16 protein-coding genes are annotated in these 12,424 nt (G+C 62.9%); 6 read left to right on the top strand and 10 right to left on the bottom strand.

Annotation, left to right across the window (positions count from 1 at the left end; all coding sequences use genetic code 11):
- Positions 1-33 precede the first annotated feature (33 nt).
- Positions 34-672, top strand: coding sequence for an alpha/beta family hydrolase (locus HJB89_RS01815; protein ID WP_221148786.1), 639 nt, complete (start codon positions 34-36; stop codon positions 670-672).
- Here the strand turns inward: HJB89_RS01815 and HJB89_RS01810 are convergent.
- From HJB89_RS01810 to pcaQ, 3 genes are all read right to left on the bottom strand, one after another.
- Positions 669-1,340 (bottom strand): RES family NAD+ phosphorylase, encoded by a 672-nt coding sequence (locus HJB89_RS01810; RefSeq protein WP_221148785.1) that lies wholly within the window; start codon positions 1,338-1,340, stop codon positions 669-671. The two genes, HJB89_RS01815 and HJB89_RS01810, sit on opposite strands and share 4 nt — an antisense overlap.
- A complete protein-coding gene (locus HJB89_RS01805; protein ID WP_221148784.1) occupies positions 1,337-1,861 on the bottom strand; it encodes an MbcA/ParS/Xre antitoxin family protein in 525 nt (174 codons plus the stop codon). Before HJB89_RS01805 ends, HJB89_RS01810 begins: the two co-directional genes overlap by 4 nt.
- Before the next feature lie 71 nt (positions 1,862-1,932).
- A complete protein-coding gene (gene pcaQ, locus HJB89_RS01800) occupies positions 1,933-2,850 on the bottom strand; it encodes a pca operon transcription factor PcaQ (protein WP_221148783.1) in 918 nt (305 codons plus the stop codon).
- A 95-nt stretch (positions 2,851-2,945) separates the two neighbouring features.
- On the opposite strand from pcaQ, the gene pcaD reads away from it, so the two are divergent.
- The 5 genes from pcaD (at position 2,946) to HJB89_RS01775 (ending at position 6,736) form a co-directional block, all read left to right on the top strand.
- Positions 2,946-3,755 (top strand): 3-oxoadipate enol-lactonase, encoded by an 810-nt coding sequence (pcaD, locus tag HJB89_RS01795; RefSeq protein ID WP_221148778.1) that lies wholly within the window; start codon positions 2,946-2,948, stop codon positions 3,753-3,755.
- Positions 3,752-4,156 (top strand): 4-carboxymuconolactone decarboxylase, encoded by a 405-nt coding sequence (pcaC, locus tag HJB89_RS01790; protein ID WP_221148776.1) that lies wholly within the window; start codon positions 3,752-3,754, stop codon positions 4,154-4,156. The genes pcaD and pcaC overlap by 4 nt, the downstream gene beginning before the upstream one ends.
- 9 nt (positions 4,157-4,165) lie before the next feature.
- Complete coding sequence (pcaH, locus tag HJB89_RS01785; protein WP_221148772.1) at positions 4,166-4,915, top strand: protocatechuate 3,4-dioxygenase subunit beta; 750 nt, start codon at positions 4,166-4,168, stop codon at positions 4,913-4,915.
- Positions 4,916-4,917: 2 nt separating this feature from the next.
- Entirely contained in the window at positions 4,918-5,529 is a 612-nt protein-coding gene (gene pcaG / locus HJB89_RS01780; RefSeq protein WP_207585493.1) for a protocatechuate 3,4-dioxygenase subunit alpha, read from the top strand.
- A gap of 160 nt (positions 5,530-5,689) precedes the next feature.
- Complete coding sequence (locus HJB89_RS01775; protein WP_207585492.1) at positions 5,690-6,736, top strand: 3-carboxy-cis,cis-muconate cycloisomerase; 1,047 nt, start codon at positions 5,690-5,692, stop codon at positions 6,734-6,736.
- Positions 6,737-6,773: 37 nt separating this feature from the next.
- On the opposite strand, the gene HJB89_RS01770 is transcribed toward HJB89_RS01775, so the two are convergent.
- The 7 genes from HJB89_RS01770 to HJB89_RS01740 form a co-directional block, all read right to left on the bottom strand.
- The gene (locus HJB89_RS01770; RefSeq protein ID WP_221148771.1) at positions 6,774-7,604 is read right to left on the bottom strand and encodes a shikimate dehydrogenase; all 831 of its coding nucleotides are present in this window, start codon (positions 7,602-7,604) and stop codon (positions 6,774-6,776) included.
- Positions 7,605-7,608: 4 nt separating this feature from the next.
- On the bottom strand, positions 7,609-8,676 hold the full coding sequence (locus tag HJB89_RS01765) for a Gfo/Idh/MocA family protein (RefSeq protein ID WP_221148770.1): 1,068 nt from the start codon (positions 8,674-8,676) through the stop codon (positions 7,609-7,611).
- A 40-nt stretch (positions 8,677-8,716) separates the two neighbouring features.
- The gene (locus HJB89_RS01760) at positions 8,717-9,481 is read right to left on the bottom strand and encodes an amino acid ABC transporter ATP-binding protein (protein ID WP_311044279.1); all 765 of its coding nucleotides are present in this window, start codon (positions 9,479-9,481) and stop codon (positions 8,717-8,719) included.
- Positions 9,482-9,536: 55 nt separating this feature from the next.
- Positions 9,537-10,178, bottom strand: a complete 642-nt coding sequence (locus HJB89_RS01755; RefSeq protein ID WP_207585489.1) for an amino acid ABC transporter permease — start codon at positions 10,176-10,178, stop codon at positions 9,537-9,539.
- 10 nt (positions 10,179-10,188) lie between these two features.
- Entirely contained in the window at positions 10,189-10,857 is a 669-nt protein-coding gene (locus HJB89_RS01750; protein ID WP_207585488.1) for an amino acid ABC transporter permease, read from the bottom strand.
- The gene (locus HJB89_RS01745) at positions 10,854-11,303 is read right to left on the bottom strand and encodes a type II 3-dehydroquinate dehydratase (RefSeq protein WP_207585487.1); all 450 of its coding nucleotides are present in this window, start codon (positions 11,301-11,303) and stop codon (positions 10,854-10,856) included. Before HJB89_RS01745 ends, HJB89_RS01750 begins: the two co-directional genes overlap by 4 nt.
- A gap of 223 nt (positions 11,304-11,526) precedes the next feature.
- Entirely contained in the window at positions 11,527-12,357 is an 831-nt protein-coding gene (locus HJB89_RS01740; protein ID WP_207585486.1) for a transporter substrate-binding domain-containing protein, read from the bottom strand.
- Positions 12,358-12,424: the final 67 nt, after the last annotated feature.

The following is a 12,424-nucleotide window of genomic DNA, read 5'->3' as shown; positions in this document are numbered from 1 at the left end:
AGATGGTTCCGATGACGGAATGGAGGATTGCCGATGCTGGACAGATTTCTGCTGCAGGGGCCGCAGGATGCGCGCTTCACCATCCTTCTGGCGCATGGCGCCGGCGCGCCGATGGATTCCGCATCGATGACATCCGCGGCAGAGGCGCTGGCCGCCGTCGGCTTCCGCGTCGCCCGTTTCGAATTCGCCTATATGGCCGCCCGCCGCACCGGAGGCCGCAAGCCGCCGCCGCGCGCCGAAACGCTCAATCCCGAATATGAGGCGGCCATTGCCGAGCTCGGGACCAGCGGCCCGCTGATCATCGGCGGCAAGTCGATGGGCGGCCGGGTTGCCAGCATGGTGGCAGACGACCTCTATCGTCAGCAAAAGATCGCCGGGTTGCTTTGCCTCGGCTATCCCTTTCATCCGCCCGGCCAGCCGGAAAAGCTGCGCACCGGCCATCTCACGGGGCTGGCGACGCCCGCGCTGATCTGCCAGGGGACGCGCGATGAATTCGGCACAGGCGACGAGGTACCGGGCTACGATCTCTCAAGCAGGATCGAGCTCTTCTGGCTCGAAGACGGCGACCACGACCTCAAGCCGCGCAAGACAGTCTCCGGCTTCTCCGCTGCCGATCACCTCGCCACGATGGCGAAGACGGCCAAGGCCTGGGCCGAGCGCCTCGTCGTCTAGGGTGCCAGCTTCCTGACATCGATGCTCCGGTCGGTGGCGGAGACGGTGATTTCGAAGTGATCGGCCTGCACCACGTCGCGGATGTTGCGCGGCCGGTGCGCGGCGATATTTACCCCGCCTCTCAGCCGGACGCTGTCATAGAGGATACCGGCGCCGCCGCTCGAACGCACCTCTTCGCCCAACACCTGCGACGCAGCATAACTCGTGCCGTCATAGACATGGGGCCGCAGCGCCTGTTCGCCGCGAATGTCGAGATAGTCGCCAATGAGGGTAGCGGCGTAGCTTCGATAGGTGCGGGCCATCGTCGCGACACCGCGCGCGACAGTTTCGCGCCGGAGATGATGGCCGACCTCGGCGGCGGCCGTGCGGAGATGGTCGGCGGCATACCAGGCGCCGAGATCCGGGCCGTTGAAACGCATTCCTCCCGGCGCGACATGCAGGAATGCCGCCATCACGATACTGGCGTTCGGCGTCCCGTAGACCCATTCATCCTCGGGAAGCCTGCGGATGCGGTCGGCGACGAGACGGTCGTTGGTCCAGCCGACAAGCTCCATCACGGCGTCGAGATCGGCCGCCCGTGCCACCGTCTCGAAAAGCCCGATCGGTGGAAATTGCGACGGGATCAGCCGGTAGGACGGATGCGGCGCCTCGGCAAAACGATCGCTCACCGGAAGACGATGTCCGTATCTTCGTATGGCGTGAATGCCTCGTCGAGCCTATTCGGCTGCATATAGAGACCGCCGCGCGCGCCATCGAGAAACCGGCGTACGGTCATCAACCCGTCCTGGGTTCCGTTGGTCACGATATCGATCGGCGGATGCCCGCCGAAAACCGGCGCCTGATGTGGCATGCGCAGCCAGGCGATGCCGGCGTGTTCGTCGGCAAACAGCACGCCGAGCGCCTGATGGATGCCAAGCACGGCGGAAATCCGGGTCAGCCTATCGACATCGAGCGTGAAAGTCCCGTGCTCGCGGGCCTGCTTGGCCCAATTGTGATAGGTCGAGCGGGAGGGATAACCGAGCACGAGCAGGCGCTGCTCTTCACTCAACCCCCAGAGATCGGCGATCGCCAGAAAGGTTCGCAGCGCTGGGGCACTGAGCCTTTTGCGATTTACAGCGGCAAAGCGGTCGGTTTCCAGCCGCTGCGGCCCCTGGCCTTCCTGCTGCTCGGTACGTCGCGCATGCTGCATAGAAGTCTCCTGGCTTGATTTAGACTTAGTCCAAATCTGGTCATTGTTCAAGCAAATTTAAAGAACCGGGCTCAGGAAATCTCTCCGGCCGCCTCGCGGATCGTCTGCATCAGGATCGATTGCGGCACGGACGGCACGGCATCGGCGCGCATCGTCAGCCCGACCGGACCCCTGGTCTCGCCGGTATTCACCGGCAGCAGAGCCAGCCGTCCGTCGGCGACATCGTCGGCCACCACGCCGTTGGAAATGATCCAGATCGCGTCGCTCGAGCGAAGGAAAGCGCGGCCGAAAGAGTCCGAGACCGTCTCGATCTGGTTGGGCAGGCTGGAGACGCCGTTGGCGATGAGGAAATTTTCGACCACCGGCCGGATGATCGAACCCCGCGTCGGCATCAGCACCGTGTAGTCGCCAAAACCTGAGAAGGGCGATTGCCCGCCGCTCAGCAGCGGATGGCCGGCGCGCACGGCAAACACCACCTGCTCGGAATAAAGATGCTCGAAGGAAAAGCCCGCCATCTTCTCCGCCCCCGCCAGGCGTCCGACGACGACATCGAGATCGCCGACGCGAAGCTGCTCCAGCAGCACCGCGTTCTCGCCGGTGACGATCTTCACCCGGCTCCAGGTCCTCTCCTTGAGGAAGAGTTCCATCGCCCGCGGCATGATGCGTGATGACACCGTCGGCAGGGCGCCGATCCGGATCGGCGGTGCATCGGCAAACTGCTCCTGCGCGACGGAATCGAGACCCTGGCGCAGCGCCGTCAGCGCCGCCCCGGCATGGCGCAGGAAGACTTCGCCGTAACGGGTGATCTTGATGCCGCGGCCATCGCGCTCGAAGACGGCGACACCCAGCGCCTGTTCCAGCTCGCGGATCGTCTTGGTGACCGCCGGCTGGCTGACATGCAGCAATTCGGCCGCCTTCATGACGCTCTTCTGTCGTGCCACCTCGACAAAAGTTTGCAGATGGCGAAACTTGACGCGGCTGTCGATCATCGATCACATAACTCCAGGGTTATCGAAAAGCATAAAAATATCATTTTACTTAACCGGATCAACCGGTCAGTTTTGCCGTTCAGGAGGAGAGTGACGTGCAATTTGCCCGCATCAACGACGTGACGATCCACTATCAGGTGATCGGTGCGCCTGCCGACCGGCCGGTGATCGTTTTCATCAATTCGCTCGGAACGGATTTCCGCATCTGGCGCGACGTCGTGGTGCGGCTTGCCGGGGACTACGCCATCGTGCTTTACGACAAGCGCGGCCACGGGCTTTCCGATGTCGGCCAGCTCCCCTGCTCCATTGAGGACCATGCAACGGATCTCGCCGGCCTGCTCGATCAGCTCTCGGTGAAAGATGCCGTCATCTGCGGCCTCTCGGTCGGCGGCCTCGTCGCCCAGTCGCTCTATCCGCGCCGGCCGGATCTGGTCGGCGCGCTGATCCTCTGCGACACCGCCCATAAGATCGGCACATCGGAAAGCTGGAACGCCCGCATCGCCGCCGTCGAGCAAAACGGCATCGCCAGCATCGTCGACGCCATTATGGAGCGCTGGTTCACGCCTGCCTTCCGCCGGCCCGAAAGCACCGCCTATGCCGGTTATTGCAACATGCTGACGCGCCAGCCGGCCGAGGGTTATATCGCTGCCTGCGAAGCGATCCGCGATGCCGATTTCACCGAGGCGGCAAAGAGGATCACTGTCCCGACGATCTGCATCGTCGGCGACCAGGACGGCTCGACGCCCCCCGACCTCGTGCTTTCCACAGCGAAGCTGATCCGGGGCGCCCGTTACGAGGTGATCCCAGATTGCGCCCACATCCCCTGCGTCGAGCAGCCGGAAGCGCTGACAGCGATCATCCGCGCCTTCCTCTCATCTCTTCCGCCTGGAGAAACCAACCGATGAACGAAACTGCGTCCTCCTCGGAGCGCTATCGGCAGGGCATGGCGACACGCCGCGCCGTACTCGGCGACGCCCATGTCGACCGCGCCGCAACCGCTGCGACCGAGTTCGACCGCCCCTTTCAGGAACTGATCACCGAAGCCGCCTGGGGCCATGTCTGGTCGCGCCCGGGGCTGACCAAGCGCGAGCGCTCGATCGTTACCATCGCGCTTCTGGCGGCACTCGGCCAGGACGACGAGGTCGCCATGCATGTGCGCGCCACCGCCAATACCGGCGCCACCCGCGAGGATGTCTGCGAGGCGCTCTTGCATGTGGCGATCTATGCCGGCGTTCCCGCCGCCAATCATGCAATCAAGATCGCCAAGCAGGCCTTTGAACGGATGGACGCCGAAAAGGCAGCCTGAGAGGGGAAAATGTCCGAATTACCGAACCGCAAGCCGGAGACCGGCGCCTTCTTCGCCCGCGACCGCGCCTGGCACGCGCCGGCGCTGACCCCCGGCTATAAAACATCCGTGCTGCGTGCGCCGCAGCGTGCGCTGCTCTCGCTCGACGGCACGATCTCCGAAACGACAGGCCCGGTCTTCGGCCATTCGATGATCGGCGACCTCGACAACGACCTGATCCTGAATTATGCGCGGCCCGGGGAAAGCGCCATCGGCGAACGCATCATCGTCCATGGGCGCGTGCTCGACGAGCGGGCAAAACCGGTTGCCGGCGCCCTGATCGAGTTCTGGCAGGCCAATGCCGGCGGCCGCTATCGCCACAAGAAGGAATCCTATCTCGCGGCGATCGACCCGAATTTCGGCGGCTGCGGCCGCACGATCACCGACGAGGAAGGCCGCTACCATTTCCGCACCGTCCGCCCCGGCGCCTATCCCTGGCCGAACGGCGTCAACGACTGGCGCCCCGCCCATATCCACTTTTCGATCTTCGGCCACGGCTTTGCCCAGCGCCTGATCACCCAGATGTATTTCGAAGGCGATCCGATGATCTGGAAATGTCCGATCGTCGGCACGATCCCCGACAAGGCGGCGATCGAGCAGCTGATCGCGCCGCTCGACTGGGGCAACACCATCCCGATGGATTCACGCGCCTATAAATTCGATATCGTGCTGCGCGGCCGCCGCTCGACGATGTTCGAAAACAGGCTGGAGGGCAACTGACCATGCAGCAGCTCGGCTATCTCAAGGAAACTCCGTCGCAGACGGCAGGTCCCTATGTCCATATCGGCCTGACACCGAATTTCTGCGACATAGCGGGCGTCTACGATACCGATCTCGGCACCGAGATGATCAACGACAAGACGCTCGGCGAACGCATCACCGTGACCGGCCGCATCTTCGACGGCGCCGGCGCGCTGGTGCGCGATGCCGTCGTCGAAATCTGGCAGGCCGACAGCGCCGGCCTTTACAACAGCCCGTCGGAAATGCGCGGCACAGCCGATCCCAATTTCACCGGCTGGGGCCGCTGCCCGACCCGCGCCGCGGATGGCGTCTACAGCTTCGAAACCATCAAGCCGGGCCGCGTCCCGTTCAAGGACAGCCGCAAGATGGCGCCGCACATCACAGTTTGGATCGTCGCCCGCGGCATCAATATCGGCCTGCACACCCGCGTGTATTTTCCGGAGGAGACGGAGGCCAACGGCGCCGACCCGCTGCTTCAGCGCATCGAACATCGCGAGCGTGTCGCAACCATGGTCGCCATCCGCGACGGCGCGACCTGCCATTTCGACATCCATCTGCAGGGTCCGAAGGAAACGGTGTTTCTGGATATTTAAGAGCCGGCAAGTAACTTGCCGATAGGGCCTAGTGCAAGTAGCGTCCCCTCACCTTACCCTTTCCCGAGAGGAGACGGGACAATGCCTCAAAACCCCTTCTCCCCTCGGGGAGAAGGTGGCGGCAGCCGGATGAGGGGCCTCCATCACAAACGAGCAATTCATGACCGCATCGCCCTTCGACCATCCCTTCCTCTCCGGCCTGCTCGGCGACGATGAAATCGCGCCCTACTTCTCCGCCGAGGCCGACATTCGCGCCATGCTCGCCTTCGAGGCCGCGCTGGCGAGGGCCGAAGCCACCCATGGCCTCATCCCTGCCGAAGCCGCAAGGCGGATCGCCGAAATCTGCGCCGGCTTTTCTCCCGACCTGCCCCGTTTGCGAGCGGCCACGGCACGCGATGGCGTCGTCGTTCCCGAGCTCATCAAGCAGCTGCGCACCGACGTCGGCGAGGAAGCGGCGAAAAGCCTGCATCTCGGCGCCACCAGCCAGGATGTCATCGACACCAGTCTCATGATCCGGCTGAAGGCCGTCGTCTTCCTGTTTGCCGGCCGGCTTTCCGCCATCGTCGCAGAGCTCGATGGGCTCGATCGCCAGTTCGGCCGCAACCGGCTGATGGGTCATACCCGCATGCAGGCGGCGATCCCGATCAGCGTCTCCGACCGTCTCACTGCGTGGCGCGCGCCGCTGACGACCTATCGCGACCGCCTGACCGAGCAGAGTTTTCCCGTCCAGCTCGGTGGGGCCGCCGGCACGCTCGACAAGCTCGGGCCGCACGCCGCAACCGTCCGTGCCTCGCTCGCCCAGGAACTCGGCCTCACCGACACCACGCAATGGCAGAGCGGCCGTCTGCCGATCGCCGATATTGCCGGCCTGTTTGCGTCGATCTCGGGCAGCCTCGGCAAAATCGGCCAGGATATCGCCCTGCTCGCCCAGTCAGGCCAGGAGATAGAAATATCAGGCGGCGGCACTTCGTCGGCGATGGCCCACAAACAGAACCCCGTTGCCGCCGAGGTGCTGGTCTCGCTTGCCCGCTTCAACGCCACGGCGCTGTCGGGCATTCACCAATCCCTCGTCCATGAACAGGAACGCTCCGGCGCCGCCTGGACGCTCGAATGGCTGCTGCTGCCGCAAATGGCGATGGCAACCGCCGCCAGCTTGCGGCTGGCGGGGGAGTTAGTGGGGAATATCAGGCGGCTTGGGGTGGTCTAAAGCCCGTCGCGATCTTTTACCTCAGGCGAAACGAGCATCAAACGAGCCTGGCTATGGCCCGCAGATTGTCGGCCGTCGTTGTTGGGAATTCGAAGAATTCGAGATAGGCGGGGATTTGTTCGAACAGCATATCCGTGCCGACTTGAAAGGCGCAGCCCCGAGCCCGTGCTGCCTCCAGCAACGGGGTGATCTCCTTGCTCAGCACCACCTCGCCGACGAAGGTCGATGGGGAGATGCGGTCGACATCGATCGGCAGAGGGTCACCCCGCCGCATTCCAAGCGGTGTCGCGTTGACGACGATATCGAACCCTGCCGGATCGAGAGAGCCGGTCGTGACGTGCAGATGCGGATAATATGTCTTCAACCGGCCGAGCAGCGCGGTCGCGGCTGTCTCGCTGGCGTCGAAGATTGCGAGATGGCCCACACCTGCCTGCGCCAGCGACGCCGCGATCGCCGAGCCGACGCCGCCGGCGCCGACGACGAGCGCATGGGCGCCGTCGACCTTTCTGCCTTTGCGCAGAACGCCCCGCACGAAGCCCTCGCCATCGAACATGTCACCAATCAGCCTGCCATCGGCATCAAGACGCACCGCATTGCACGAGCCCGCGACTTTGGCGTTGGTCGAGGCTTCGTCGAGCAGTGCCATCGTCGAAATCTTGTGCGGCATCGTGATCAGCGCGCCATGGATATTGGAGAGCCGGAAGACAAGCTTCAGGAACGCCGGATAGTCCTCCGGCCGGCAGCCCATCGGCACGACGACCGCATCGATCCCTGTCTTTTCGAAATACGGATTGTAGATCAGCGGCGCCTTGAACGACTCGGTGGGATAACCGAGGTGAGCGATGAGTTTGGTCGTGCCGGTGATCATGTGGCTAGACTTTCTGGGGATCGGCAGAGGCAACGGTGTCGGCGAGGCGGACCATCTGCCCCGAGCGCGCCGATCTCTTGATCGCTTCGACGACCCTGAGGGTTGCGAGGCCCTCGCGCCCGCTTACGAGGGGCGCGGCATCGCCACGTATGACATCGCAAAAATGGCGGAGCTGACGGCAAAGCGGATCGGCTGCTTCAAAGGGTACGCGCTCCTCGGCAAGCGGCTCCAGCCAATTCGGCTTCGACGTCGCTGTCCAAAGCGTCAGATCGGGAATTGCGAGCGAACCCTTGGTGCCGCCGATCTGGTAGCAATGTCCGGCATAGTGGGGAAATGCAGGGTTCTCACCGGTGGTCGCCTCCCAGCTCCAGGGCGCCGCCACCGCATCGCTGCCGTTAAGCGTGGCGAGAACGCCGTTTGCAAACCGCAACGAGACAACGGCCGTATCCTCGACGGCGTGGTGGCGCACGGCGTGCGATTCCATCGCCTGCACGGCTTCGACCTCGCCGAACAGAAATCGGAAGAGGTCGACATCATGGATCAGGTTGACGAAGATTGGGCCGGCGCCGGCTTCCCGCCGCCAGGAGATGTCGAAATAGTCGTCGGGCTTGGCGACCCAGAAGGTGCCATGCACCGCGATGATCCGGCCAAGCCGGCCGCCGTCGACGATTTGTTTGGCCGCCTGGATCATCGGGTTGTAACGCCGGTGATGGCCGACCAGGATCGGGATCCCGGCCTTCTCGCCGGCCGCAACCAGCGCCGCGGCGGCATCGACATCGTCGGCGATCGGTTTTTCGACCAGAACCGGGATGCCAGCGGCGATGATCTCCATAGCGTTCTCGACGTGGAGCTGGTTCGGTGTTGCCACGATGACGCCGTAAGGCCTGTCTTCCTCACTGATATCCCGGAAGTTCGCATACCATCGGGCGCCGGCATTGCGGGCAAAGTCGTGACCGGCCGAAGACGGATCGATCACGGCGGAGAGAAGCGTTCCGGGCTCGGATATGATGCGCTCGGCATGGCGTCTGCCGATCAGGCCGGCTCCCATGACTGCAATCTTCAATGGCTTCATGATCGGCTCCCAGAATTTGACGAGGTATCGGCCCTGCCCCCTACTTCCGCAGGATTTCTCCGAGAAATTTCCGGGTGCGCTCGTGCTGCGGGTTAGTGAAGAATTCGGCGGGCGGGGCTTCCTCGACGATCGCGCCGCTGGCCATGAAGATCACCCGGTCGGCGACCTGGCGGGCAAAGCCCATCTCATGGGTGACACAGATCATCGTCATGCCCTCGTCGGCCAATGCGATCATCGTATCCAGCACCTCCTTGACCATCTCCGGGTCGAGCGCCGACGTCGGCTCGTCGAACAGCATCACTTTCGGCCGCATGCAAAGCGCGCGGGCAATGGCGACGCGCTGCTGCTGGCCGCCTGAGAGCTGGACCGGGTATTTGTCGGCCTGCTCCAGGATCTTGACCCGCTCAAGCAGCCCGCGTGCCCGTTCCTCGGCTTCCGCCCTGCCGACGCCGATCGCCTTCATCGGCGCCAGCATGCAGTTCTGCAGCACGGTCAGGTGCGGAAACAGATTGAACTGCTGGAAGACCATGCCGACCTCCCGGCGGATCGCATCGACGGTCTTTGCCTGGTCACTCAGAACGATGCCGCCAACCCGGATTTCACCTTTCTGGTAGGTCTCGAGATGGTTGATACAGCGAATGAGCGTCGACTTGCCGCTGCCGGAAGGCCCGCACAGGACGATCCTCTCGCCGCTGCGGACCGTCATGTTGATATCGAGAAGGGCTTGAAACGAGCCGTACCACTTTTCCACCTGCGCCATGGAGATCATGGTTTCTGCGGCCTGGGCGGGAATGGGACTGGTCATCGGTAGAACTCCGGGATTGGCGGGCAGGGCCGCATCGAGGAACAGGGGACGCGGATCAGCGCGCGGAGGCGGCGAACCTTCGCTCGAGACGCGCCCCGAGAATCGTCAACGGGCAGCACATCAGGAAGTACAGGATGCCGACGACGCCGAAGACCGTCAGCGGTTGGAAGATCTGATTGGAGATGATGTTGCCGGCGCGGGTCAGCTCGGTGAAGCCGACGATCGAGGCAAGAGAGGTGCCTTTGATCAACTGCACGAGGAAGCCGACCGTGGCAGGCAGCGAGATGCGCAGCGCCTGCGGCAGGATGACATCCTTCATGCGGGAGATATAACGAAGGCTCAAAGCCTTCGCCGCTTCCGTCTGGCCGCGCGGAACCGCCTCGATCGATCCGCGCCAGATCTCGCCGAGATAGGCGCTGGCATGAAGCGTCAGTCCGATGGCGACGGCCACCCAGGCATCGAGCATCAGCCCGACCAGAGCGAGACCGTAATAGGTCACGAAAAGCTGCATCAGAAGCGGCGTTCCCTGGAAGACGGCGATGTAGCCGGCGGTCAGGCGTTCCAACAGCGGGATGCCCGAGACGCGGGCGAGAGCGACACCGAGCCCGGCAATGCAGCCGCAGACAAAGCCGACTGCGGAGAGGACGACGGTCCATTTCAGGCCGATCAGGAGGAAGACGAACTCGTCGTGACCCATGGAATTCCTCCTACTTGACGGGATATTTGAAGTAGCGGGCCGAAAACAGCGCAAACAGGCGCATCATCAGCCAGGAAATCACGAAATAGAAAACCGTGACGGTGAAGTAGACTTCGAAGCTCCGAAAGCTCTCCGATTCGATCCGCTGGGAAACGGAGGTCAGCTCGTAGGCCGAGATCGCCGAGGCAATGCTGGTGGTCAGTGTCAACAGCACGAACTGGCTGGTCAGAGACGGGTAGATCGCCCGCAACGCCGGCTTGAGGATGATCAGCCGGAAGACCTGCGCCTTGTGCAGGCCAAGCGCCAGGCCGGCTTCCATCTGCCCCTTCGGGATCGACTGGACGCCGCCGCGAATGATCTCGATTGCATAGGCGCCACCATTGATGCCGAGCGCGATGATCGCCGTCGGCGTTGGATCCAGCCTGATGCCGGTGAGCGGAAGCGCGAAGTAGATGAAAAAGATCTGGACCAGGAACGGCGTGTTGCGGATCAACTCGACGAAGGCGATGACCAGCCACCGCACCGGCTTCAGCGGAGAATCGCGCAGGGCAACTCCGCCAATTCCGATGACGATCGCCAGCAGCATTCCACAAATGGCAAGCAGGAATGTCCCGAGACAGCCGAGCAGCAGACTTGGCAGCCCATCGATAACCGGGGTGAAATCCAACTTATAATTCATGCCTTCGCTGCTCCCGCCATGTCGGCCATAGCTTCTATCGCGAGCTCATAACCGCGGGCGCCAAAGCCGATCATGATCGCCGTGGCGACGCGCGAGATCAGCGAATTGTGGTAGATGCTTTCGCGCGCATGAACATTCGAGATGTGCAGCTCGATCTTCGGCGGATCGAACATCTTCAGCGCATCGAGAAGCGCGATTGAGGTGAAGGTATAGCCGGCCGGATTGATGATAATACCGCAGGCCCCTTTGCGGGCCTGGTGCACGCTTTCGACCAACTCGCCCTCGAAATTGGTCTGGCGGAAGTCGATGGCAAAGCCGAGACTCCCAGCCTTTGCGAGGCACTTGTCCTTGATATCTGCCAGCGTCGTCGACCCGTAGATGGCAGGCTCGCGCTCACCCAGCAGGTTCAGGTTCGGTCCGTTGAGCACAAAGATGGTTCTGGTCATGTCGCGCACCTCGGGGCCTTGGGCATGGCGGTTGCGTTGATGGGCAGGGCATGCCCGCCGTCCTAAATAAGGACTTCACTTCTCTCTGGACGTCATCCTCGGCCCTGTGCCGAGGATCTGCCGCCGAAGATGCTCGGGACGAGCCCGAGCATGACGGAAGAGTGGTTGGCGGGCCTTATCATCAGCCGGAAGGCCCGGGCCTCGTCCCGCCTTTAGCGTTGGCTCAGTTCACCGCAAACGGAATGCCTTCCAGCGTTTCCGGGAATTGCGGGACCGGGACCTTCATCCACTTGTCGTAGACGGTCTTGAGCTCGCCGTTTGCCTTGATTTTGTCGATGAAGGTATTCAGCGCCGCGTTGATTTCCTTCTCGCCGAGACGCGTGCAAGCGCCGTTGTAGAGTTTCTGGAATTCAAGCTTGTTTTCGAATTCGCCCGGACGGGCCTTCTCGACGCGGTCCATATAGAAGATGTTGCCGCCCAGCGTATCGACCTGGCCGGAAACGAGGGATTGGACGCTCGCAGCGTCTCCGTCATAGCGCCGGATCGTCGTGCCCTCAGGCGCGTTCTTCGTCACCTGCGTGTCCTGCGCTGCACCCTTGGCGACGCCGACGCTGAATTTGGCCATGTCGGCATTCGTCTTGATCTCTGCCGATTTGGGACCGATCAGAACGATGGCATTGGCCACATAGGGCTTGCTGAACTGCACGGCCTTTGCGCGATCCGGCAGCATCGCCATCGTTGCAAACAGAACGTCGACGCGGCCGGCCGTGAGGGCCGGAATGCGGTTGTTGACTTCAAGCGGCACGAACTCGACGGTAACACCCAATTCCTTGGCAAACAGCGTCGCGATGTCGGCGTCGAGGCCGTCCTGTTTGCCGCCGCTGGTCACAAAACCCCAAGGCGGGTTGTCACCCTGAATTCCGACGATGATCTTACCGCGAGCCTTGATTTCATCAGGCGTAATCGCGGCGGCCGGTTGCGCCAAGGTGACGGCAGCCACAAAGGCTGCGGCTCCGAGCATGGCGTTTCGGCGCGTCAGCATAGACTTGAACATTATGTTTCCTCCTCTTTGACGGTCATTCGACCGGACAGCCACCTCACCTTTTGACTGTGGGAGGAAT

Origin of the sequence: Rhizobium sp. NZLR8, assembly GCF_019685025.1 — a bacterium.
Lineage (GTDB): Bacteria > Pseudomonadota > Alphaproteobacteria > Rhizobiales > Rhizobiaceae > Rhizobium.
Note: the sequence above shows the minus strand (reverse complement) of the source record. Positions and strands in the feature narration are given on the sequence as shown.